General features: G+C 57.3%; 17 protein-coding genes and 3 pseudogenes. 10 read left to right on the top strand and 10 right to left on the bottom strand.

Annotation, left to right across the window (positions count from 1 at the left end; all coding sequences use genetic code 11):
* Window positions 1-79: 79 nt before the first annotated feature.
* The 6 genes from EN857_RS14315 to EN857_RS14285 form a co-directional block, all read right to left on the bottom strand.
* The gene (locus tag EN857_RS14315) at window positions 80-1,255 is read right to left on the bottom strand and encodes a Xaa-Pro peptidase family protein (RefSeq protein ID WP_128187000.1); all 1,176 of its coding nucleotides are present in this window, start codon (window positions 1,253-1,255) and stop codon (window positions 80-82) included.
* 335 nt (window positions 1,256-1,590) lie between these two features.
* Window positions 1,591-2,961 carry an MmgE/PrpD family protein gene (locus EN857_RS14310; protein ID WP_128187002.1) on the bottom strand — a complete coding sequence of 457 codons (1,371 nt, stop codon included), beginning with the start codon at window positions 2,959-2,961 and terminating at the stop codon, window positions 1,591-1,593.
* 226 nt (window positions 2,962-3,187) lie between these two features.
* On the bottom strand, window positions 3,188-4,345 hold the full coding sequence (locus tag EN857_RS14300; RefSeq protein ID WP_128187006.1) for a Xaa-Pro peptidase family protein: 1,158 nt from the start codon (window positions 4,343-4,345) through the stop codon (window positions 3,188-3,190).
* Window positions 4,346-4,412: 67 nt separating this feature from the next.
* Complete coding sequence (locus EN857_RS14295) at window positions 4,413-4,988, bottom strand: hypothetical protein (RefSeq protein WP_135858787.1); 576 nt, start codon at window positions 4,986-4,988, stop codon at window positions 4,413-4,415.
* Window positions 4,989-4,995: 7 nt separating this feature from the next.
* Complete coding sequence (locus EN857_RS14290) at window positions 4,996-5,814, bottom strand: hypothetical protein (protein WP_128187064.1); 819 nt, start codon at window positions 5,812-5,814, stop codon at window positions 4,996-4,998.
* A gap of 443 nt (window positions 5,815-6,257) precedes the next feature.
* Window positions 6,258-6,938, bottom strand: coding sequence for a methyltransferase (locus EN857_RS14285; protein ID WP_128187010.1), 681 nt, complete (start codon window positions 6,936-6,938; stop codon window positions 6,258-6,260).
* 334 nt (window positions 6,939-7,272) lie between these two features.
* Between EN857_RS14285 and EN857_RS14280 the strand changes: the two genes are divergently transcribed.
* On the top strand, window positions 7,273-8,007 hold the full coding sequence (locus EN857_RS14280) for a helix-turn-helix domain-containing protein (RefSeq protein WP_189521651.1): 735 nt from the start codon (window positions 7,273-7,275) through the stop codon (window positions 8,005-8,007).
* A gap of 236 nt (window positions 8,008-8,243) precedes the next feature.
* Here the strand turns inward: EN857_RS14280 and purU are convergent, their stop codons facing one another.
* On the bottom strand, window positions 8,244-9,128 hold the full coding sequence (gene purU, locus EN857_RS14275; protein ID WP_128187066.1) for a formyltetrahydrofolate deformylase: 885 nt from the start codon (window positions 9,126-9,128) through the stop codon (window positions 8,244-8,246).
* Window positions 9,129-10,230: 1,102 nt separating this feature from the next.
* On the opposite strand from purU, the gene EN857_RS14265 reads away from it, so the two are divergent.
* The 7 genes from EN857_RS14265 (at window position 10,231) to EN857_RS14235 (ending at window position 20,053) form a co-directional block, all read left to right on the top strand.
* Entirely contained in the window at window positions 10,231-11,481 is a 1,251-nt protein-coding gene (locus EN857_RS14265) for a sarcosine oxidase subunit beta family protein (protein WP_128187012.1), read from the top strand.
* Window positions 11,482-11,488: 7 nt separating this feature from the next.
* Window positions 11,489-11,779: a sarcosine oxidase subunit delta gene (locus EN857_RS14260; RefSeq protein ID WP_128187068.1), complete on the top strand. Its 291-nt coding sequence runs from the start codon at window positions 11,489-11,491 to the stop codon at window positions 11,777-11,779.
* Window positions 11,776-14,709 (top strand): sarcosine oxidase subunit alpha family protein, encoded by a 2,934-nt coding sequence (locus EN857_RS14255; protein ID WP_128187014.1) that lies wholly within the window; start codon window positions 11,776-11,778, stop codon window positions 14,707-14,709. The genes EN857_RS14260 and EN857_RS14255 overlap by 4 nt, the downstream gene beginning before the upstream one ends.
* Window positions 14,702-15,256 carry a sarcosine oxidase subunit gamma gene (locus tag EN857_RS14250; RefSeq protein WP_128187016.1) on the top strand — a complete coding sequence of 185 codons (555 nt, stop codon included), beginning with the start codon at window positions 14,702-14,704 and terminating at the stop codon, window positions 15,254-15,256. Before EN857_RS14255 ends, EN857_RS14250 begins: the two co-directional genes overlap by 8 nt.
* 1,338 nt (window positions 15,257-16,594) lie before the next feature.
* Entirely contained in the window at window positions 16,595-17,770 is a 1,176-nt protein-coding gene (locus tag EN857_RS14245; RefSeq protein ID WP_281035925.1) for a Xaa-Pro peptidase family protein, read from the top strand.
* A gap of 20 nt (window positions 17,771-17,790) precedes the next feature.
* A complete protein-coding gene (locus EN857_RS14240; protein WP_128187018.1) occupies window positions 17,791-18,501 on the top strand; it encodes a gamma-glutamyl-gamma-aminobutyrate hydrolase family protein in 711 nt (236 codons plus the stop codon).
* A gap of 193 nt (window positions 18,502-18,694) precedes the next feature.
* Entirely contained in the window at window positions 18,695-20,053 is a 1,359-nt protein-coding gene (locus EN857_RS14235) for an MmgE/PrpD family protein (protein ID WP_128187020.1), read from the top strand.
* Between the two features lie 186 nt (window positions 20,054-20,239).
* On the opposite strand, the pseudogene EN857_RS14230 reads toward EN857_RS14235, so the two are convergent.
* Window positions 20,240-20,548: pseudogene (locus EN857_RS14230) on the bottom strand (aminotransferase class I/II-fold pyridoxal phosphate-dependent enzyme); the annotation flags it as partial.
* A 252-nt stretch (window positions 20,549-20,800) separates the two neighbouring features.
* Here EN857_RS14230 and EN857_RS14225 point away from each other — a divergent pair.
* Window positions 20,801-21,958 (top strand): Xaa-Pro peptidase family protein, encoded by a 1,158-nt coding sequence (locus EN857_RS14225; protein WP_128187022.1) that lies wholly within the window; start codon window positions 20,801-20,803, stop codon window positions 21,956-21,958.
* A 98-nt stretch (window positions 21,959-22,056) separates the two neighbouring features.
* Here EN857_RS14225 and EN857_RS14220 read toward each other — a convergent pair.
* A pseudogene (locus EN857_RS14220) lies at window positions 22,057-22,407 on the bottom strand (D-amino acid dehydrogenase); the annotation flags it as partial.
* A 28-nt stretch (window positions 22,408-22,435) separates the two neighbouring features.
* Entirely contained in the window at window positions 22,436-23,569 is a 1,134-nt protein-coding gene (gene alr, locus EN857_RS14215; RefSeq protein ID WP_128187024.1) for an alanine racemase, read from the bottom strand.
* Window positions 23,570-24,019: 450 nt separating this feature from the next.
* Here alr and EN857_RS14205 point away from each other — a divergent pair.
* Window positions 24,020-24,124: pseudogene (locus EN857_RS14205) on the top strand (IS5/IS1182 family transposase); the annotation flags it as partial.
* Window positions 24,125-24,461: the final 337 nt, after the last annotated feature.

Genomic DNA, 24,461 nt, shown 5'->3' with positions numbered 1-24,461 from the left:
GCCCATTCGTGACTGGGCGTCAGGTGCCAGGTTATCACAAATCTCGAAGCCGCGTTCTCAATAAAAACTTCGTTGTTGCCTACTTAACGAACAGCTGGCGCGGTATTTTCGTCAGGGGTTCGTGCCCGGTCTCGGCAACGACAAACGGTTGAGTAATGGTGATACCGTGGTTCTTGAGCCAGAGCCCCGACATCATATGGAAGCACATGCCCGGTCGGAGCACTGTCTTGTCCCCCTTGCGAAGACTGACGGTTTTTTCGCCCACCGCTGGCGGATACCCAAGACCGAGCGAATAGCCGAGACGTGAATCCTTCTCGTGCCCGTGCTTGGCAAGCGTCTTGGCAAACGCGGCGTGGACTTCCTCTGCGCTCTTGCCGGGAGCTACGGCGTCGAGCCCTGCATTCAGAGATTCCACGACGACGTCCGCCAGGTTTTGATAGTTCGGGCTCGGTTTGCCGACGCAAATCGTGCGAGCCAGATTGACCTGGTATCGATGGCGATTTCCGAAGAGCTCGAGATTGACGATGGTGGACGGTAACAACGGCTCGTCGGTCCATGCGGCATGCGGAGCCAGAGCCTTCTCGCCTACGCAAAGGTAGGGTGGCGAACACGTATAGGTTCCGCCGAACTCGGGCGTACCCGCCATCATCTGATGGTATATGACAGCTGCAATGTCGCACTCCCTGACGCCGGGTTCGATCGCATCGACGGCACGGTACATCATCGCATCAGCGATACGGCCGGCCTGTCGCATGAGTGCCACCTCGGCCGGGCTCTTCACCAGACGTATCCAGTTCACGAGCAAGTCCGCATCGATGAAGGTGGCCTCAGGCAATGCCTTCATCAGGTCGGAATGTGCACGCGCGGAGTAGTAGTAACCGCCCATTTCGACGCCGACCCTCGTCTTCCGGCCAGCGATTCCCTTCACGATTTCCGCCACGAAGTCATACGGACTGAGAGCCGACTGCACATACGTATCAGCGTAAGTACGGATGCTGTCGTTGGACAGATAAGTGGTCATGAAGGCCGAAATGCCATCCATGCCCCGTCCGACCCAAATCGGCTCTTCGCGGTCGAGAGCCACCACCACCATCTGCGGAACGTAAAATGAATAGGCGTCGTAGCCGGTCAAGTAATTGGCGTTGGCGGGTTCGGAAAGGAGAAGAACGTCTATGCCCCGCTTTTCCATCTCCTTCTTCACGCCCGTAACGCGTGTCGCAAACTCGGACCGCTCAAAACGTAGTTCCTTCTCCATTTCGACCCCTTTTTTAATACGCCTTTAGAAGACTGTTCAGGACGTCCGGATTCAGAATCCGTCCGGGTAGATTGCCACTTGATGGCGCGCGTTATGCTACGCTCGCTCGCGCGCCTAAGCGCGGCGGCCAGCGCAATCTTGGACGGGACCGGGCCACGTTCGAAGCTTCCATCCCCTGTCGGATGCCAGTTTTCGCCAGTGCGAGACTTATCGCCTCACGCCGTCCGGCATAATCCGCGTCTGTTAAAACGATCGCGCCTCGATGGCGGTTTATGTGGGCGTGAATCATCTTTTACTAATCAACCCAATATGTTGCTTGGAAGTCAGCCGGAAGATCAGGCTAGCCTCTGCGCCGTGTCTCCCTCGGCGTTCCTTTCTAAGTGTCGGCCGTCTGGTGGCAAAAGGGCGGTCAGAAGGCGCCGAAAGCCTACAGTTTCAAGGCTAGCTGTCGCCGACAGGATCTCGTCCTGCCACCGCGGGTGAACGTTCCTTCGGGCGATGTTCTTGAACTTCTCCGCGACCTGGTCGCTAGATAACGAGTTTGCTACATCCCCCAGGGGATGCAGCACGATCATCTCTTCGGGGCCGTTCCCCTGATCGATCAGGACGCGGGCAGGCGTTCCTACTGGAAACGCGGAAGCAAAATCGGGCGACGGCTCAAGTTCAATACGCGCGGCCAAGTCGAGAACACGCGCGTCAGCAAGACGCTCCATTTGAAAAGGCTGTAGAGCTTCGCGACCGTATAAAGCGGCCACCGCGCAGCTGAAATAGAAGCTGTACTGCCCCCCCTCCAACGTGCTGGGCGCGCGCTCGTTTGCAAGGCGCATCGCTTGGGGGAACGTTTCGATGCGCAGCTTGCGGATCTCTTGCCCGTCCCGACGCATGGCAAGGATCGCATCGATAGCCGCGTGGATATAGCGGCAGCATGCATATGGCTTAAGATAGCATTTTTGTACTTCCCACGACGACCCCAGAGCGTTTGTCAGGACATGGCGAGTGAAACGATCATTGTCATCAAGAAGATCAAGAGGTCCGGTTGCGGCTGCCCACGCGCGATAGGCTGCGGTGATACCCGCAACCACAGCAGGGGGGATCCCTTCCTTGATCGTGCTGCCCTCGAACTTGGAGCTTGCGGTTAAGAAGACAATCGGTCCTTCGGATCCGGCAATCGCCAATGCATGAGCGGTTTCTGCGGCACCTAAGCCCAGGAGACGGCAAACTGCAGCTGCAGCCCCGTAGCCGACCCAACGTCCGGTCGCATACGTATCGATTGTCGCAATCGGACGAGAGCTCGCAATTCGGAGAGCGATTTCGTATCCGAGCGCGATTGCAACCATCGTTTCGGAGACCGACGCGTCAACAGCTTGAGCCACTGCCAAGGCCGCGGGAATTACGCCGGCACCAGCGTGACCTCCTGCGCCGCGGTGACCATCGTCGATATCCAGTGAGCTCGCGGCAGCGCTATTCGCCATCGCGGCGCCGACCACACTAGAGTTATCGTCAGTCAACCAAATACTGATTGGGCCTTCGCCATACGCTTCCAACGCCGCCTTTCGGGCAGCATGAGCTAACGGCGATCGCAGGCCCGCAGCGGTGGCACCGATAAGATCGAGCAACAGCAACGAGATTGTATGCCGTGTAGCCGCCGGCAGCGCAGAGGCCGGGTAGCAGCTAACGAAGTTCGCGAGTTCAGCTATCGCTCTCACTTGGGCGCTCCACTTTCTCTAGTGAATGAAATGACCTTCGAAAATCTGCGTCGCCAGTAAGCACGACACCAGAAATACGGACCAGTACCGCGCCCGCTTCATCTGCCTTGACATAGGGCAAGATCATCGGACGTGCGCCGGACTTTTCGATTGCGGGCGCCGGACAAAATAAGCCCTTCTTCTCTGCGTCGAATTGCTGACGATACTTATGACTGGTTGAATAAGTTTAGCCCTCGTTCGAGGATTCGCAGTTGCACGAGAAGAGCTTGCGCTCGGTGCTGGTTAAGCGTTCAGGGCCTTGTTCCGTCACCAGCACCATGTCGCTGAAGCCCATCCCAGCTGCCATCATCAGCATATCAAACACCATTCCCGGCTCTAGGACCCATTCCACGCCCGGCACGAAATCGCGGATAAGTTCGCCTGCGGAGGGGCGGTAGTTGAGACCAAGCGAATAACCGGAACGGTTCGTATAGGTCTTGCGGAGACCCGTTGCTAGCAGCGGCTCGCGGCAAGCTCGATCGATCATGCTGGCCGGAGTGCCCGGCCGCATCAGCGCGATGGCCTCGTCTTGGACGCGGATGATTGTCTCAGCGATACGCTGCTGCTGAGCGCTGGGCTGACCAATTACGGCGGTACGCATCAAGCGTGCCCAGTAATGTTGATGGATCCCGCTGAGCTCAAGATAGACAGTATCGCCACGTTCCAGGCGCCGGTCGGTATAGGATCCGTGTAAGAGATTTGTTCGATTGCCGGAGGTGATGACACCGCTAAGCGGAATTTCCGCCCCGGCGCTCACCAATGCGCCGAACATGGTGCTGGCGAGCTGTCGCTCCGTGATGCCCGGCGTGACAGCCTCGATGCCAGCGTAAATGCCCGCTTCAACGCAACGGGCAGCGCCGCGCAGATAATCTATTTCTCGCGGCGATTTGATCAGTCGCAGATGGTCGACAATGCGCGGCTCTCTGACAAAAGCTGCATTCGGCAGCAGCGCCTGCAGCATCTTCCACCGTTCCAGCGTCAAGAACCAGGAGTGCTCATCCACGCCCACACGCCCACCTGCCAAGCCGAGGCCTTCGAGGGCACTTCGCGCCGCGTCGAGCGAAACGCGGATCGGATCGAAGGAATCTGCATAGCTTGTGTGGCTCCTGACCCAAGACGTGACGTGCGCCGCCGGGATTTCCACATCGCGCAAGATCAGCACCGGGTCGCCATGGCTCGGGACCGCTACGGCGTGATATGAGAAAAACCCCGCGCCAGCGTCGAGACCCGTCAGATATTGAATGTTCTCAGGTTGATGCAGGAGTAACACGGGAAGATCATGCTTAGCCATCTCCTCCTGTGTGCGTCGAAGCCGTGTCCTATATTCTTCAAGAGAGAAATCCATACCGTTGGCTCCTTCATCGTCAAAATAACTCACCTTTATTGGTCCGCCGTTCGCTTGGCGGATTGCGTCACGATGACATAGAAACAGATTGCGACGCGATCAGCAGACTTGAGACTGCAGTAATCGTGGGTGTGATCTCTTCCCGAATTCCCGACCACATCTTGATTGGCAGGGCCAGGGTGTCTGGCCCGCTCACGCACCACCAATAAAGGATACCGGCCAGAAAGCGTACACTACCTCCGACGGCGCGCACCAAGACCGTAGCGAGGTCAACGAGTTGCACGCTAGTTGAGTAGCGAACAGTAGTGCCTGCTGATTGGCCAGCGCCTCGCTGAGAGCCGAGCAGCGGTTCGATTCCCATGAAATAGCTGGATATTCCATAGAGCACGAGCCTGATCGCGAGTAACACGGTGGCGACGGTGGCCGCAGGCGGCCAGTTAAGCGTCGCGTTCATCAGCATCAAGGGTACAATTGTGTTCGGACCGCCTAGCAGTGAGGGTATGATGTAGAACTCAAGTGCGAACACGAAGAGGAGCAGCCCGGCCGCTCTTATGCATGGAGCGCTCATGGGAAAGAACATGCGCAAAAAATTCTGGGCCGGGGAGTCTCCCAAAGAGGCAGCAGCGCGCGTCAGACTGTCCATGACAGGCTCAGAGCACTTCGCGCGACGGCGCGGAGATGTAGCAGGACGCGTAGATATAGCCGGTCGTACGCTCTAGGCGATCCTCCATGCCCAGTTTGGCCATAGCCTTCAGGATTGCCTGCCGTTCTGTTGGTGTGGAGAACCGGCGTTGGCGTTGTCTGAACCGATCTACAATCTTGGTTTCCAAAGCGAAACCTCGAAGTGCCCGCGCGATGTCGTCATAACTGAAGGGGTGCATTGCAAAGGCGACGACCCATGGGTCTGACGTCGCGGAGGCCTTATACACGCGCGCAAAGGTTCGCTCCGTGGCGTAGCCCACACAGCCTGTGCTGATGATGATATCCGCACCCGCAAGGGCGCAACGTTCATTGGGGGTCAAGTCACGAGTTTCCAAATTCCCCGTGATACCAGCCTCCAGAAGCCCCAGAGTCCGTGCATATCTAACAGCCCGGAACGATGGATCCACGCCGACGAACTGAATGTCGTCACGGAGGCCGCGATCGCGAAAGAAAGCGCGATGCTCGGTCTCCTGTCGGCCCGAGAGCGATCCGCTGGGTTCCAGATAGGCAGCATACAGATCGTCGAGATTGAGATCGGTGCGCAGCAAGGCGGCGTTGACACCATAGGAGCAACCGATATCGATAATTTTCAACAAGGTCTTGTTTCGAACCCGTCTATAATCGGCAAAGATCCTTTCGAAGACCGGCTTGGCCCGATCTGGAATCATATAGTCCAGGTGCAAATGCGCGCGAAAATAGGCGTGCGGCCACTTGCGATTATAGGCTGCCGTGAAATCTTGCTTCGCTCCCTGAATGCTGCTGTACACTTCACTTGCTGGCGGCATCGTCCACCTCACTGCCCGTGACCTTGGGGTCGCAGCCGACGGTCAAGATAGCTCTGTCTGAAGCTGGGCGCGGCGAGCGTATTTGAGAGGTGTGGACTTACCGATATCTCGCTTTCCACAGAATGCAATCTGACACGGACCTGACATGCTGCTTTCCTTCATTCATCCATCGGGATCTGATCCAAGACATGAATATTCGTGGTGCCCCTGCCGCCTCACGTTGAAGGAGCTTCAAAGTTGTACCAATTGCGCAGAAAAGCCCGAAAAAGACTTTGCCTTAAGAATGATTGGCTTACAGCCTCGTGATCTGTCCTTCCGTCTAGCCGTTGGACCATGTTCAGCTGATTGCGGTGCGAACGACAGGTTTGTCCCGCGCAATGGGGTTGGACAAGTGGCAGTCAAGGAGCAATGCAACAGTTCTGAAGTCATACGCTTAGGACCTTTTTACGAAAGGAAAAGATCCTGTTGATCTGGCTCACATGAGGGTGGTTGCCGGCCCCGAGAAATTCGGCGGAGAGATCGTTCGCGCGGATAATTTCCGAGAGGAGATCGTCCCGCGCACCACCGGGGAAGCCGAGGAGGATGCTGCCCGCGTCTGTGAGGAATTTTGGGCCTTCCGATAGATAGCGGCAGAGCAATCCATAACCCGGGTCGATGGCTCCTCGCTCGAGGTTGTTCTCATACTCGTAATCGTCCGGCGCAAAGACCGACGGATAATTCCAAAATATAAAATCGAATTTTCGGTGCGCTGGAACGTTTGTAAAGATGTCGCTTTCGATTACCTCAACATTCTTGATGCCGTTTCGTGCAGCATTTTCTAACGCGTTCGCGACCGCGTTAGGATTGATATCACAGGCAAACAGCGACACAGCACCGAGTTTTGCGAGGTACAGACCCGGAAGGCCGAAGCCGCAGCCGATCTCCAAAATGCTTTTTCCAGCAACTGGAGGAAAATTGTCAGTATACCAACGCCAACTATGGAAATCATGTGGTGGGTAGACGCCTTCGTGAATGGTCAATTCCAGTCCAAATTCATTGATCCGCAGCGGAAAAGTGCGCTGTTGGCTGAGTTTGAGTCTCGTCTTGATATGATCAATTTCCGTCATATTTCTGCTTCTCTAGCTAGACACAAATAAACACAGCGATCGACTCAGGACCGTCCATGATACAGAGGGCCGAATACCTAATTCAGTTCGATACCGTCTCAGAACTCAATATTGGACAGATTAATTGTGATGTCAATCGTCCATATGATTATAGTTTGTAATATAGATTTCAGAAAATAGCAATAATTGATAATGCACTTTTGAATCTTCAACTAACTAATAACATATATGTTAAAATATGTTCGCAAATGTCATATTCATTTAAAAGTAAGACTTCTCGCCTAGAGCGCGCTGGAACGAGGCGTGCCGGCGCGAAGAGGCAATCCGCAAGCTCGTGGAGCGCTATCCAAAAAGTCTGAGCGGTCAGGCTGTAGCGGATCTGGCGTGGGAACTGGACCTCAGCCGGGCCACTCTCTACAGGACGATCAAGTTGTTTCGAGCAGGTGTCACTGTAAGTTCCCTGATGGACCGAAAGCGCGGTCGGCGACAGGGACATCGCGCTCTCGACAAAGATCGAGAAGCCCTCGTGCGTCGAACGATTGAAAGCCCCCTATCTCAAGCCGACACGCCCGTCATTTGCACAGTTGTGCGCCAGGTCCAAATCGCCTGCGCAGTGGCGGGCCTTGCTTCACCAAATTGGCGCACCCTCAAATCCCGGGTTGAAGAGGTCGATCTACGGGTGAGGGGCGCAAGCGCGGCGAGGGCGAGGTCGTCAAAGCTACAACGGCCACGCCAGGTACCCTTTCGGCGTCGCGGCAGCTTGAACTTGTGCAAATCGGTCATACCAAGGTCGACGTGTTCGTTGTCGACGAAGAAGGCGTCTACCGCTCGGACGGCCCTGGCCGACACTAGCGTTGGCATCTTTTCTCGGATGGTGACGGGCTTTTATCTGCCCATGGAGGCGCCGTCGCGATTATCGACAAGCCTTTGCATATGGTACTCCGTATTCGACAAGACCCATGAGGTATCGCTGCGGGCTACAATCGCGGGCGCCCTGTGGGGTTCACCGCGCATCGGCGCGCGCATGTATCCCGAAAAGGCTTGGAGATGGTCCTCGGCTTTCAAATAAACAGTCTCCTTGCGGCGATGAGGCCGCTGCGGGTTTTCAGGTCAAGAGCCAGTTCCAGGGCTTGGAGCGCTGGGCCCTTTCGGTCTCCCTCCGCACCGAGAAGAACCGGCAGTTCAAGAGCTGCAACGATCAACAGGCGTCGGCGGTCATATGAGAGTCGCGTACGGTGAGAGTGGGCTTGTCTCGGCAGGAATGACGGCAACCCGATCGCCATTCTATTGACGCCAATCGCCGTTTCATCCCATCCGCTCTGAGGCATAGGTCCCCGCGCTCGGCGGGAAGACCACGACGCGGTTGCCGTTTATGAAGCAGCGATGGTGGATGTGGGCGTGTACCGCCCGCGCCAAGACTTGGCTCTCAACGTCGCGGCCGATGGAAACATAGTCCTCGGCGCTCTGCGCGTGAGTAATGCGCGCGATGTCCTGTTCGACAATCGGGCCCTCATCGAGGTCCGCCGTGACGTAATGCGCCGTCGCGCCGATCAGCTTGACGCCGCGCTCATAGGCCTGCTTGTACGGACTGGCGCCCTTGAAGCTCGGCAGGAAGGAATGATGGATGTTGATGATCTTGCCCGACATCTTCTTGCACATCGCATCCGAAAGCACCTGCATATAGCGGGCAAGCACGATCAGCTCGGTCCCGGTCTGCTCGACGAGATCCAAAAGCTGGGCTTCGGCCTGCGGCTTGTTGTCCTTGCTCACCTTGATATGGTGGAAGGGAATGTCGTGGTTGACGACCACCTTCTGGTAATCGAAATGATTGGAAACGACGCCGACGATGTCGATTGGCAGTGCGCCGATTTTCCAGCGGTACAGCAGGTCGTTGAGGCAATGGCCAAAGCGCGACACCATCAACAGCACCTTCATGCGCTTCTGGGCATCGTAGATCTCGGCATCCATTTTAAATTTTTCGGCCACCGGCTTAAAGGCTTCGACCAGCGCCTCCTGCTCGATCCCTTCCTCAGAGATGAAGGAGACCCGCATAAAGAACTTACCGGTATCGAGATCATCGAACTGACTTGAATCAATGATGTTGCAGCCTTGATCGGCCAAGCAGTTCGATATTGCCGCAACTATCCGGCGCGTTGATTCGCACGTCACAACAATGGTATAAGCTGCCATAATAAATCCAAGGATTACAGTTGCGCTCAAGGGCGCCGTTTGACGGTCGCCCATTTTAGGTTTCATGAGTAATTAAGCGGCCATCAAACGACTTGATCCCGATCACCGGGCGAGCTACCCAACCTCGCCGGCCATGACGGACTCATGCGTTGGCTGCACTTTGGGACAGCCTGAGGGCAATCCTCCCTTGTTTGGAGCACCTCCTATGTGAACTCCATCTACTCCAATACGGTTTCGACCATCTTTACCCAGTAGCCGATGCCATACCGAAAAGCATTGTCATCGAAGTCAACCGCTGGATCATGTTTCAATTTGGCTGCACGCGGCCTTAGAGTGCTCGCTAAAGAATGGCGCATGTGCCCGTAGTGTTTGCACCAATCTGGGGCCTTCCCTGAAACATTGACGCCACTATGAGGTGTGTGTTGAAAGCGATGGGAGGCGAACCAAATAGAATGAGAGTGCAGAGCTATTTGGCGACTCCGACAAATCACCGCGAGTCTGCTCTTTGATTATTGGCGCAGTTCGATCGCAAGGCTGGGTAGATTCAAGGCGCCCAGGCATCCTGCTCAAGATGCCTTGGGAGACGGTGGATTGCGGTGGCCGTAGGGCGCACTCCGCGCCCAAATCTGCTTGCTTACCGAGACACGAAAGCCCTCCTACAGCTTCCAGTCAGAGTCACACCCGGTTGTCATCCAACAGCGACGGTTTGCCCGCTCGCCGTTAATCAATCCATAGCGACCACAGCCGCACTCCCCAGTCCCGATTGACCCGCACCGTGGCGCTGCCGAGCAGTGCTGCATCTACACCGGAGGTACATCATAGCACGAGGCAAGCGCCAGCAACTGCCGCGTTGAGTGGCATCGCCTCTCCCTCGTGCCAAAGTGTCGCCTATCCTAATCAAACTCGCCCCAGCGAGATGCCTAGGCGTAATCAGTCATTCGACGGCCTTTTTTGAAACAGCTCGCGCAGATTTTCAGATTGTTTGTGTTCCAAGCGCCATTTGCGCGATGTTACACCTCCTTGCCCACATTCCGACATCTCTCAACTGCTCGTCTTGAATGACGAAGTTGTAGTTCTGCTGCTGTTATTGAGGATTCCGGCCATGAAATTTTCAGGCTTTCGCGTTCTTACTGAAGCGCTCAAGGGTCATTCTGGATGGAAGCCCTTATGGCGCAATCCTGATCCACAGCCGTTTTACGATTACGTCATCATTGGCGGCGGCGGGCACGGCCTCGCGACGGCTTATTACTTGGCCAAGACCTTCCGGCAATCTCGTATCGCCGTTTTGGAGAAGGGTTGGTTAGGATCCGGGAATGTTGGCCGAAACACGACAGTTATCCGTTCTAACTACCTGCTTCCCGGTAACGGGCCGTTCTACGAGTTTTCACTGAAGCTTTGGGAGGGGCTGGAGCAGGAACTGAATTTCAACTCGATGGTTTCCCAGCGCGGCGTCACCTATCTCTTTCACTCGGATTGGCAGCGAGATGCGTATCGCCGCCGTGCCAATTCAATGGCGCTCGCCGGTGCGGACGCTCGCCTATTGAGCCGCGAGGATCTAAAGGCGATGCTTCCTTTTCTGAACTACGACAATGCGCGCTTTCCGATCCATGGCGGCTTTATGCAGCCACGCGCAGGGACGGCACGGCATGACGCTGTCGCATGGGGCTACGCTCGTGGCGCCGATCTGCACGGTGTGGACATTATCCAGAATTGCGAGGTGACAGGTTTCCGCATCGTTGATGGCAAGATCCGTGGTGTGGAGACCTCGCGCGGCTACATCGGTGCCAACAAGGTCGGCGTGGCAGTGGCGGGCTCCTCGAGCCGCGTCATGGCGATGGCGGGGATGCGCCTTCCGATCGAGAGCCACGTCCTGCAGGCATTCGTTACGGAAGGCCTGAAGCCAATTATTCCTGGTGTAATTATGTTCGGCGCGGGGCACTTTTATATAAGCCAATCCGACAAGGGCGGCCTCGTCTTCTGTGGCGAAATCGACGGCTACAACTCCTATGCGCAGCGCGGGAACTTACCGATGGTGGAGGATGTCTGCGAAGGCGCCATGGCCGTGATGCCGATGATCGGTCGGGTGCGGCTCCTGCGGCAATGGGGCGGCGTTATGGACATGTCGATGGACGGCTCACCAATAATCGACCGCACGAGCATCGAAGGCCTTTATTTCAACGGGGGCTGGTGCGTTGGGGGTTTCAAGGCGACGCCCGCCAGCGGCCACGCCTTCGCCCATCTTCTTGCGACCGATACGCCTCATGAGACCGCGCGCGCTTACCGACTCGATCGATTCGCAAGAGGATACTTAATCGATGAAAGCGGCGCTGGTGCGCAGCCGAATCTACAGTGAGGTCAAAATGCTCATTCCCCATCCAGTTCTGGGTTTGCGCGATGCAAGTGAATTTACATATCTCGGCGACGCCCGGCTTATCGACCGTCCAGACCCATCTGCACCCGACGCCGAGGCCGCCTTTTGCGACTATGTATATTTGCGCGACAATCCGGCGGGCGTGCACCGGGAGTTGTGGTTCCACGAGCACGGCGACCGCTCCTGGCTGGTCGTTACGCGCAACACGGTCACCCACGAAATTCTTAGCGCGGAGTTGGCCGACCACGTAGCCCTTGCGCGCAAGAGGAGCGTAAAATGACGCGGCTCTCAGGCGGACTAATCGACCGTTCACAAATACTGAACTTCAAGTTTGACGGAAAACGCTACCAGGGGCATCCCGGCGACACGCTTGCCTCGGCGCTATTAGCCAACGGCGTTCGCCTGGTTGGGCGCAGCTTCAAATATCATCGTCCCCGCGGGGTGCTGTCCGCCGGTTCGGAGGAGCCAAATGCCTTGGTCGAGCTGCGCACCGGCCCGCGACAGGAGCCGAACACGCGCGCGACAACGGTCGAGCTGTTCGAGGGACTGGAGGCGCGAAGCCAGAATCGTTGGCCCTCGCTTGGTTTCGACGCAATGGCTATCAATGACCTGTTCTCACCGCTTTTCACAGCCGGGTTCTACTACAAGACCTTTATGTGGCCGAAAAGCTTCTGGGAAAAAGTCTACGAGCCAGCCATCCGCAGGGCTGCGGGACTCGGCACCATCTCAATGAAGGCCGATCCCGATGCCTATGATAAAGGCTTTCTGCATTGCGACTTGCTGGTGATCGGCGGAGGGCCGGCCGGACTTGCGGCGGCGTTGACGGCGGCTCGCGCGGGCGCCCGTGTGATTCTGGCGGAGGAGGATTTCCGCCTGGGCGGACGACTCTTGTCCGAGACGGAGGCACTGGGCGCGGTCACGGTCGCCGACTGGGTCTCCGAGCTGGAATCTGAATTCGAGAGCCTGCCAAATCTTCGGGTAATGAGCCGTACCACGGTTTTCGGCATCTATGACCACGGCATCTATGGTGCGGTGGAAAGGGTTTCAGATCATCTTGCGCAGCCAGGTGGCCGCGTCCGCCAGACACTTTGGCGCATCACGGCGAAACGTGCCATCTTGGCTGCAGGCGCAATAGAGCGGCCCGTCGCCTTTGCGGACAATGACCGTCCCGGCATCATGCTGGCCGGCGCGATGCGGGCTTACGCGAATCGCTGGGCAGCGTGCCCATCCGAAAAGGTCGCCGTCTTCACCAACAACGAGAACGGTCACCGTACCGCCTGCAATCTCGCCGCCAAAGGTGTCGACATCGCCGCTGTCATTGACGCGCGCCCGGAGGCGAAGGCTCGTGGTGATTACCGTTTGATCGCCGGCGGCGTTGTGACCGGCTCACGCGGCCGTCTTGGCCTAACCTCGATTGAGGTTCAAACAAAGGGCAGGTCCGAATGGATCGATTGCGGCGCCCTAGGGGTCTCTGGCGGCTGGAACCCGAACGTGCATCTGGCTTCGCACCATCGAGGTCAGCCAACCTGGAATGAGCAGTTGCAAGCGTTCCTGCCTGGCGAGAATGGGCCTTCTGGGTTGCGGGCGGCGGGCGCTGCAGCGGGGTGCTTCTCGACCGCGGAAGCGCTGCGTTCGGGTGCGGAAACGGCGAGATGTGCGTTGGAGGACATGGGGATCGCGGCGAGATCGCCCAGTTTGCCGTGCCCGGAAGAGGACGCATATAAGATTGCACCCGTCTTTCACGTCCCGGGCAGGAAACGCGCGTGGGTCGATTTCCAGAACGACGTGACGGTGAAGGACATCAAGCTCGCCCATGCCGAGAACATGCGGCCGGTAGAGCACTTGAAACGATACACGACTTTGGGGATGGCGACGGATCAGGGCAAGACCGCCAATGTGATCGGGCTCGCCGTAATGGCGGAGCTCACTGGTAAAACAATCCGGGAAACCGGAACTACGATCTTCCGCCCGCCCTATACTCCCGTGGCGTTCGCGGTCCTGGGGGGCGGCGATATAGGGCCGCATTTCCACCCTCCCCGCTTGACGCCGACCCATCGCTGGGCCGAAGCTCAAGGCGCGGTATTTGACGAGTCCAGCCCATGGCGGCGAGCCGATTATTTTCGCCGTGAGGGGGAAACGCACTGGCGCCAGAGTGTAGATCGCGAGGCCCAGGCCGTGCGTAGCGCAGTTGGCTTGTGTGACGTCTCCACGCTCGGAAAGATCGACGTGCAGGGCACCGATGCGGGGCAGTTTCTCGATCGTCTTTACAGCAACATGATGTCGACGCTGAAGGTCGGCCGCGTTCGCTATGGGCTGATGCTGCGCGAGGACGGCTTTGCCTATGACGATGGTACCTGCGCCCGGCTCGCCGATGACCATTATGTGGTCACCACAACGACGGGCAATGCGGGGCTGGTCTACCGAAATATGGATTTCGCCCGGCAATGCCTCTGGCCCGAGCTTGACGTACAGCTCATATCCACGACCGAGGCGTGGGCGCAAATTGCTGTCGCAGGCCCGAGATCGCGTGCACTGCTGGAGCGGGTCGTCGACGGGTTCGACTTATCGAACGAGGCGTTTCCCTTTATGGCTTGCGCGGAAGTAACGGTTTGCGGCGGTCTGCGGGCGCGGCTCTTCCGCGTCTCATTCGTGGGAGAACTTGGCTACGAGCTCGCGGTTCCCACCCGCTACGGGCATGCACTGATGCATGGGCTGATGGAGATGGGTGCTGAACTGGAAGTGACACCTTTTGGAGTCGAAGCGCTATCTGTTCTAGGAATGGAAAAGGGTCACGTCGGTGGAGCCCAGCTTAACGGCCAAACCACGGCCGAAATGCTCGGACTCGGTAAAATGGTGTCGCAGAAGAAAGACGCAATCGGCGCGATCATGTCTCGGCGCGAGGGCCTGGCCGGAAATAAGCGCCGGCTGGTAGGTCTTCAGCCTGTCGAGCCTGGGGGCAAGATCGTTGTCGGTTCACATCTCTTCGCCGAGGGAGCAGCATTGAACCATGATACCGATCAGGGCTGGATCACGTCGGCCTGCTATTCGCCCCATGTCGGGTCAATGATCGGGCTCGCTTTCCTCGAGAATGGCTATGGACGGCTCGGCGAAGTGATCGTGGCTGCTAACCCGGTCGAAGGGGAAAGTGCACGCCTGCGCGTCGTATCGTCCCATTTCGTTGATGCTGAAGGAGTACGTCTGCGTGGCTAACCTGAGACCGCCCAAGGCGCTGGGCGCCGAAAATCCTCGTTACGCATCGTTTGCAGCGTTGGAGATTCGTGAGAACCCGGATCTGGCGCTTGCCTCGCTAGCGCTGCGCCGGGAAACCGTTGCGCCCCAGCCGTTCGGTTTAAATTTGCCGGGGCCGGGACGCTGGGTAGCAGATCAGGAAGTGGCAGCTTTCTGGACTGGACCGGGTCAATGGATGGTCGAAGCCGAAGGCCGCGCCGAAGAGGACTTTGCCGCAGATCTGAAAGAGGCTGCCCGCGGTTGCTCGGTGACCGAGCAAAGTGGTGGGTGGATGGCTGTCGAAATTACATCTCGGGCCGGCACAGGCCCCCTCGAGGCATTGCTGGCGAAGCTAATCAACATCGATCTTGCGGGTTTCGGGCCGGGTCGCGCGACACGTACAGTCCTTGACCACATGACCTGTTTCGTAATCCGCCGCAGCGAAACCCATGTCGCCGTGCTTGGCGCGCGCTCGTTTGGAGCTTCGCTCTGGCACGCGCTAGAAATTGCCTCAAGCAGGATAGAGTAGAAGGCAGCTTGGCGCAGGCTTTCCAATTGGCCGAATGCTTGCCAAGCCAAAAAAGTGTCGGACGTTCATGTACTTTTATAGCAACGGCATTTGCGGATGACTCGTAGGGGTCTCCAAACGGCGACCAACCTGACTCACGACTGTCGCGATAGCTGAACGCGGCTTGGCGAGATGGCAATCACGCGGATGGACCTGACGGCGGCGCCAGTTCGGGCTGCGGCGGCGAAGACGCGGGATGCACGGGCGGCGCCCCCGAACACTGGCGATCGCCCTTGTTAGAGCGGCGACCGCAAGATAGCGGCGGAGACCTGGGCATGCATCGGCAGACGCTGCGCCACTGGGTGCATCTACAATGCGGGCGGATTGGGCGGACTTTGCAACCGCAAATCGCAGGAGCCCCAGCCGCAGTTGACGCCGACGCAGAAGGCCGCGTTGCGCATTGGTGGAACAGGGCCACGATCCTGAGCGCAAACGGCATGGTACACTGGCGGAGAAAAGACCTTTAGGCGGCGGACCAAGGCGATGTCCGGGATTGCAGAAGCGCACGGCGGCCGCGCAACTGGCCGGCCTCGACTTTGTGCGGCTGACGCTGCGTCCCCGAGGGCGCACGAAGCGGCCTAGGAGGACTTCAATAAAACTTCTCCGACAAAGTAGCGGCTGTTGTGCCCGAACACGGCCGAGGCAAGCGGCGGAAACGATGTGGTCTGTGTGGCAACGACCCTGTTCAGCGCGGTGGAAAATATCGGATCCGCAGCGGTCGAGACCTAGCCGCCTTCCTGGGGCTCGTCCGCCTCAAAGATCGACGTAGGGAAGATCAAGCTGCTAGGATGTCGAAGCGCAATCAAATTGAGAGTGTGTATTGCTCACGTAACGGTGCTCCCGGTGATGGAGCGTTGCCTCATCCATTTTGCTGCCGGCTTGGCGAGAAGGAGGCCGGGCGCGGATATAGTCGGGTTTCGCAGGCCTGGCCTCCTTCGCGAGCGCCTTCTTGTTTGAGGGGCCAAACAGCAACGCGTGCGCCTGTCCGCTGCGCCAGACGTTTGGCCGGCGTGAAGCGTTTGAAGCAGTTTGTCCGGGTGGTCGCCGGGATACTCGGCCTGCAGTCGTGACAGAAGTTAGCTGTCGGGCCGTCAAAGCTCCATAGCTTGGGCATGTGCTGTGAGCAATCTTCACAACGAAACGTCGTATGTTGAGCGGCGATTTCAAATTGGGCCAACTTCTGCAACCGAATTTCACCATGCGGTAAGTTTTGACGGAAACGCGTCTTGTTTCGATATTACCGTATAAGGGTTGGCTGACCACCATCGGTCCCGGCACAACAAACTGGCACTAAGTTCAATGGAGCTGAATACAGTGACTGAGGCGGCGCTTAACAGGATGGATTTCTCACTCGAGGAGTATCGTTCACGGTTGCACCGTACGCAGGAGGAAATGGCGAAGTACGATCTTCCTATCCTATTGCTGCACCAACCAGAAAACATCAATTATCTTACCGGTTTGGATGACGTTATGTACGTCTCCTATCTGGCCTTAGTTGTTCCCAGCCGCGGAAACCCGGTGCTGGTCATTCGCGACATGGAAGTTCCGGCAGCACAAAACACCTCGTGGGTCAAAGACTACGTGGTATATCCAGATGCTGCAATCGATCCGCTCCGTGTTTCTCTCGACGCAGCACACAGGGCCGTAGACGGCCTAGGTTTGGCAGGCGGACGGATTGGTCTAGATGACCACTCGTGGTTCTTGACCGCAGAACGTTGGAAAATGCTTCAAACGGTGCTGCCTCATGCAAACTTAGTCGCAGAACCGCTGATTGTCGACCACCTCCGCCTGATCAAGTCACAGCGGGAAGTAGATTATCTACGTGGCGCTGCTCGGAGCGTTGACGCGGGGATGCGAGTGGGTCTTGATGCCATCAAGTGCGGCGTGTCGGAGCGAGAGCTGGCTGTCGCAGTCTATAGCGAATTGACACGCGCTTGCACACAGGTGCCAGACGGCTGTCAAATCACCTCTGGTGATCGAACAAATCTCATCCACGGGTGGTCCACCGACCGACGCCTGGAACGTGGCGATCCTGTTTACTTTGAGCTCAACGGAATTCACAAAGGATACTGGGCGCGCTTGATGCGCACCGCGGTCGTGGGTCCAGCGACTGCGCAGCAGCGCCGTATAGCAGAGAAAATTGTCGGCATTCAAGACGAGGCTATCGCGCTCATGCGCCCGGGCATACCGGCCAGCGTAGTCGATCAAGCTTGCCGCGAGCCGATCGTAGCGGCGGGTCTTCGCCAGACCTACACCAACCGTACTGGCTACTCGCTGGGTCTCAATCAACGGCCCTCCACCGCCGAATTGATCCGCGAGTTCCTGCCGGATGTGAAATGGGTGCTGCAGCCCGGAATGGTGTTCCATATGGTGGCGATCGCCGGCGGCATGGGTTTCAGCGAGACTGTGCTGGTAACGGAAGATGGGCCTGAACGCCTGACGCGCTTGGAGCGCACACTTTTTGAGAGCGCCTAACGGCTTATCCTGGGGAAAAAATGCGACCACTTGTTGGAATAGTCAGCAACTTTGAAGTCGAGAAGAAGGGTTACTTCTGCTTAGAAAATTATATTCGTGCGATCGAACAATCCGGAGCGCTTCCAATCATCCTGCCCTATGTTAGTGAAGGCGATGTTGATCAGTTGCTCGACACGTTGTCTGGAATCGTCCTGTCGGGCGGTGGGGACTTTCCAACCGAGTTCTACGGTGCTGATCCACACCCGTCTGTTCAGAGAATGATCCCCGAGCGTGATCGCTTCGAGTTCGCTCTTGCCCGGGCAGCGTTTGAACGACCGGTGCCGGTACTCGGTATTTGCCGTGGCATGCAGATACTGAATGTTATCGCGGGAGGAACCATCTATCCCCATACTCAGGACGCTCTCCCTGGGGTCGGCGACCATCGTGATGGGACCCCGCTTGAACAGGTAGTCCATGGGATTAGCATTGAGCCAAATACATACCTGTCGCGACTTGTCGAAAGCCAAAATTTGTCATTCCGGGTCAACAGCTCCCATCACCAGGCTATTGCCAGGCTGGCACCTGGTTTCATTGTTTCGGCACGAGCTGACGACGGTATCGTCGAGGCAATCGAGGCGCCGGATCGGCCCTTCGTCATCGGTGTGCAGTGGCATCCAGAGGCGATGTTCGAGAGCGAGCCTGCGTGCCGATCGCTGATACAGAACTTCGCCAAAGCTTGCGGGGTCAAGTAACACCCACAAGGCCAAAGGCCAGCAATATCGTCGGTTCGCTGTTGTAAAATGCGTAACTTCCTTTAGGAGGGCACCCCGATCCATGAAGCAGCCCGCTCACTCACATCAGTAGCAGCGCGATTAATGACTGTTGGTCGCGCGCAAACAACTTTCTCACCGCTAAGGCGGCTTATCATGAATATTGGAGCACATCGTGCAACCCCTTGTGAACCTCGCCGACTTCGTGGCTACCTTTCCGCCGGAAAGTTTGCCTGTGCCAACCAAGCAGACGATCTCCACCCTGATGCTCGACCTAATCGGTGCTGCAGGAGCCGGCTTACATTCGCCGCTTGCAAGGGCTGCCAGGGCGTCCGCCCTTAGTGCATATGGTGAAGGGTCTGTGACGATTTGGCTGACTAATCAGAAATCAAGTGTTGTAGGCGCTGCCATGGCCAACAGCGCTGCCGCCAGCGCGCTTGATATCGATGACGGTCACCGCGGCGCTGCGGGTCACGCTGGCGCCGGCGTTATACCTGCTGCTCTGGCTGTCGCCGAAGCCATTGGGGGATCATCATCGGAAATATTTGAAGCAATCGCGCTCGGTTACGAGATCGCTTTGCGCGTCGCAAGTTCCCGCCCCGCGGAATCGGTGGATAGCTATGCTAGTGGGCGATGGGTAAACTATGGCGCTGCAGCCGCTGCAGCCCGCCTGCTCAAGTTAACCGCTAACGAGACCGCTCATGCGCTTGGTATCGCGGGCGGCGAAGGCCCAATCGTCTTCACGGCCCCTTCTCCAAAGTTCGAAGGCAGCACGATCAAAGAAGGTATTCCTCCTGCCGTCGTGGCAGGCATTACTGCTGCTTATCGGGCTCGAGAGGGAGCAACGGGCCCGCTCGATCTCTTCAACGACGAGGCTCGTTTCGATAGCAACATTCTTTTGGGCGGTCTGGGATCGTCTTGGGAGGCGCAAAATTGCTATCTGAAACCTTACGCGTGTTGCCGGTACATGCATGCAGCCGTTGACGCTATCATCTCGATGCGTAGATCTGGAACTGAGATCAAGACGCTTCGAATCAATACGTTTCCCCAGGCAATGCGTTTGGCAAACGAACGCGCCCCAACCAACCTCGAGGGGGCTCAGTACAGCTTCTATTTCAATTGCGCGCTCGCTTCCCTTTACGGCGCCGAGGAACTTCAGCCGGTCGCCTTAGAGAGACTCACTGACGAGAGGGTTCTCGAAGTTGCCAACCTCATCGAACTCGTCCCTTCGCCGGAATTCGCCACGGCATTTCCCGTTGGTACACCGGCTCGGGTCTTCCTCGATCAGGGTGATGGGGTTAAAGAAATGCTTGTACTGCATCCGCTTGGAGACGTGGCAAATCCAATGTCGAAAGAGCAAGTCGTTCACAAATTCATGAACATCACCGAAAATCTCGGGCGCGAATGGCAGGAGGACCTTGTTGCGGCAGCTTTGAATTTCGAGGAGGGCGGTCTATCATATCTCGTTTCATCCTTGGCGGCTACCAAGCACGATGTTTCTCCGACGGAGCGGGGGAGAGCCGTGGCGGTCTGAGCGAGCTATAGCTGCTGGAAGGACAATCGGCTACAGAACTTGGAAGGTAGTCGGCGAGCCGAACCTTGGAGTCATGAATTGACGGTTCATTTACACCAGCCGCTCCTTGGGCCTTCACATGCCTGAAGGGTTCCGAACTTCCCGGTTGGGGATGTCGGACGGCTTCGCCTCGTTCCTGCGGCTCCTCCCCTCGGCTTTCTGCAGCTCTTCTTCCAGAGCCCCCATGTCGTTGTTGGCATAGCGAAAGCCCTTGGCCTGGAGAGGCGCACGCGAGGCATAGTTAAGCGCGTCGGAGATGATCGCGTCCTGCTCGCCGAGAATCGTGTCGAACAGGCTGCCATTGGCATCGAAGCAAAAGGAGTAGAGGACCGTGTCTTTCCATCCCGAGGAACGACGAGATGCGCGCCTCGATCTGCCAATGCCCTTCCTACTGCCGCATGTGAAACGGACCGACGCAATGCCGTAGCTGTAACGGTTGAGTGCCTTTTTGCCGGCGCGACCGCCCGAGGCGACCGCGATTTCGCCCGCCTTGTTCCCATCGGAAACGGATTCACCGCAGCGCATCCAGTCCGCGCATGATCCCAAGCAGTGCATCAACGTCGACCATCCCAGTCCACGATCCCACGGCGACGATTCGCGCTGACAACCTCCATCCGGCCGGCGGGCCGGCAATGACTCTGCCGCCGCGCACGGCCGGGTGGCGCAGTTTGGCGCAATCGCTATCAGAGAGTACTAGGAGAACCATTGATGTCAGTCGCATTCACTCCAGAAGAATATCGCGAACGCACACGTCGACTCCGCCAGCGGATGGCGGAGCGCGGCATTGACACGCTGCTCGTCCTGAACGAGTCAAATATGAACTATCTCACTGGCTATGAGGGGTATTCAGATTACGTTCCGCAGCTCGCTCTGGTGTGTCAAGACGAAGAAGATCCGTGGCTCATCTTGCGCGAGATTGATACATTTTGCGCGACACCGACCTCGTACCTGCCGGAGTCGCGCGTCCTAAGCTATCCCGAACGATATATTGGTTCCAGCGAGTGCACGCCGTGGCAACCGATAGCCGATCTCATCAAGGAGCGTTCCAAATCCAATCGGCTCGGCGTTGAAATGGGGGCGAAAATACTTGGCATGAAATCTTATGCCGCGCTCGCCAACAATCTTGACATGTCGAAAGCGGTCGATGCCGATGGCATGGTTGCCACGCTGCATCGAGTAAAATCGCCGGCAGAACTCGCCTACATGGAACAGGCTGGGAAGATTGCCGACAGGGCCTTGCAAGCCGGTCGCCTTGAGATCTCTGTGGGGGCGCGCGAGTGTGATGTGGCTGCCGCAGTTCAAAGTGCTCTCATTAAAGGAACTCCAGAATTCCCTGGCGGGCCTTGCTATGGCGCTCTCACCATGCCCGTTGGCTCCCCGGCCAATGCACCTCATCTCAAGTGGTCCGATGCCACCTACAAGTTGGGATGTCAGACAAATTTTGAGATTGGCGCCTTTCGACACCGTTACGCGTGCGCATTGTCGAGGACGATTTTCTTGGGTGAGCCAAGGGCTCGCGCACAGCATCTACATCGAGCAGCGCTGGACGGCTTTCTCTCGGAGTTCGACGCAATTCGGCCGGGCGTTAAGTGCTCCGATGTCTCCCACGCGTTTAAGCGAGCATTCGAACCTTATGGGGTGCGTAAAGAGTCCAGGAGCGGTTACTCCACCGGTATCGACTGGGGTGCCGATCTCAGCTTCAATCCCGACGATCACACCGTGATCGAAGCTAACATGACCTTCCACGTCCTTGTTGGCATTTGGGAGAAGGAAGACGGCTACATCTTCAGTGAGACCGTCCGCGTCACTGAGACTGGTGCGAAGTCGCTGAGCAACATGTCGCGTGAACTGCTCGTGAATTACTGACCTCGGTTGGGACGATGCCGGCGTGCCGTATGTGACGCGCCGGGGTCGACTTCACGGGTGCAGAGTGTCTAAATTGAGCACTCGGCTTGCCGGAGAGCGGCAAGTGAGGTGCGGCTATAGTCGGCTAGGCGCAGCATGCGGCTCTTGGATGGCATACCGTCCGGACGTGCAGTTGAACAACATCTTCACCAGCCAGGAGAGCAGGGCCTGGTCGATCTTTGGCCGCAGGATCAGGGATGCATGTTCCATGAACAGCCACTTGATGGCTTTCTGCGGAATACCAGGGGCGCCTTATAGCCGCACGAAACCACGCCCGGCATTGGCAAAGCAGGTCTCCAGCGCCGGACCTTCAGCCGGTCGATCATCGTCACCTCGTGACCCGCTTTCGCCAACTCGTAGCCGCAGGTGACGCCGAGGATGTCGGCACCAAAACAATAACTTTTCCTGATGTCCCCAATGCATCAGCCGGGAGGGCTCCTAGCGATAAAGCCTGTTATAGCGATCGCCTAGGCTTGTTAGAATTTCATAAGAAACCGTACTGGCATCACTCGCCAGGTCCTCAAGCGATTGATGTGGTCCAAGAACTTCGACGAAGCTGCCGAGCGACAGAGTTCCCTCGGGCAGGGCGGTAATGTCCACGGTAATGCTGTCCATCGAAACCCGGCCTGTAATCGGCAGGCGAGTTCCCATGAAGTAGACGGCGCCACGGCCGCTAAGGCTGCGGGGCAGCCCATCGGCGTAGCCTGCAGCAATCGTCGCGAGTCGGATTTCTTTCTCGGCGACGTAGGCTCCGGCGTAACCGACCCTGGACCCGACGGTAACCGTCCGGGTTTGGACCACGGCGACCTCGAGGCTGACGACGGGCTCCATTGGATTGCTTTTTCCCGCCGTCGGAGCGCCGCCGTAAAGGGCGATTCCTGGTCGTGTCAGCGCACCGTGATAGTCTTTTCCAAGAAAGATGCCAGCAGAGTTGGCCAAGCAGATTTCGAAGCCGGGAAACTGGTCGGCAATGCGCTCCATCACGACAAACTGAGCGTTGTTCTGTTCGTTGTCCACCTCATCAGCCGACGCGAGGTGGCTCATGATGAACAGGACCTCGACGTTATTTTGCGTGGAGAGTTCCGCAGCCAATGCATTGCATTCCTCGGCAGGTATGCCGAGCCGTGACATTCCTGTGTCGAATTGAAGGACCGTTGGGAGGCGACGCTTCAGCAACTTTGCGAATGCAGACCAGCGCTGCCATTGCTGCAACGAGTTAATGACCGGCACAATACCGTTTTCTGCGCATGCGATCTCATCGCCAGGCTGCAAGCCGTTCAGCACAAAAATCTGTGCGTTTCTAGCTATAGCTAGAAGCGGCCGCAACTTCGCTGCCTCGGAAAACTGAGCGACGAAGAAGTGCCGGCAGCCCTTAGCGTAGAGCGTGGGCACCACCCGTTCGACCCCGAGGCCGTAGGCATTCGCCTTCACGACAGCTGCGGCTCGGGCTGGCGCAACGAGGGAGCAGAGTTTTGTATAGTTTCGGGCGAGTGCCAACAGATCGACCGTAAGGCGTCCGGTAGCGCCATCGGCAAAGACGCGTTCTTCGAATGACGCAATTCCGTGTGTCATGTTCCATCCTGTCCCGCGAAAGGATGACATCTTCCTTGAAATTGCTCGTGTTTCTTTGCATTCTCGCTTGGAAATCGAGCGTTTTGTTGCATAAGAGTTCAATATGCAGGGTTCTTTTAACATTATCGAGTTAGACGCGGTCGAGCAGGACTATTATGGGGTTCCGTTGATCCGGCTCGTGATTCAAGCACTTTGAGGAGAAGCTTGAAATGGCACGTTTCGATCTCACGCACCGAGAGTGCGCACTGATCCATGCCCCTTGTTCCCGACAAGCCACGCGGGGGTGCTCGTACGGATGACCGTCGTGTTCTGAACGCGATTTTCTACATCCTGCATACCGTTCGCCTTGGCGCGATCTGCCTGACCGCTATGGCTCGTGCACGACGGCCGCAGTCGATCTAGTTTATCGACAGCTTCATTTTCCGCGCCCACCGGCATGGCGACTGGCCGAAAAAAGGGGGCCCGGATCACGCCATCGGCCGTTCTCGTGGAGGACTGACCAGCAAAATCCATGTCGTTTTTGACGAGAATGGGCGGGCGGTGCGCCTCGCCTTACTGCGGGAGGCTTCCAACTAAAACCATTACTCTTCAAACGGAAACAGACTGTTAAAGAATGCGACTGACAGTTATTGCCGAAATGTTCGCATAACGTTCTTCAACTTGGCCAATTCCCTAAGTTCAAGGCGATCGGCCGTACTGTCGGCGAGGCGGCGCAAGGTGAGAATTCGCAGATACACCTCATTGACCAACCCCCAAGGTTAGTAGCCGAACCGGCAGCCGGTATTTAACGAATCTGTCGGAAGCGTCGTCGTTGCATGAAACCGGTTGATTTGAAACGTTCATCGCATCTCCGGGCATAAGTTGGCGCCTGCTTTGTAGAAAGCCATGCATT

The sequence above is a fragment of the Mesorhizobium sp. M4B.F.Ca.ET.214.01.1.1 genome, from assembly GCF_004791545.1.
GTDB classification, from domain to species: Bacteria; Pseudomonadota; Alphaproteobacteria; order Rhizobiales; family Rhizobiaceae; genus Mesorhizobium; species Mesorhizobium abyssinicae.
Note: the sequence above shows the minus strand (reverse complement) of the source record. Positions and strands in the feature narration are given on the sequence as shown.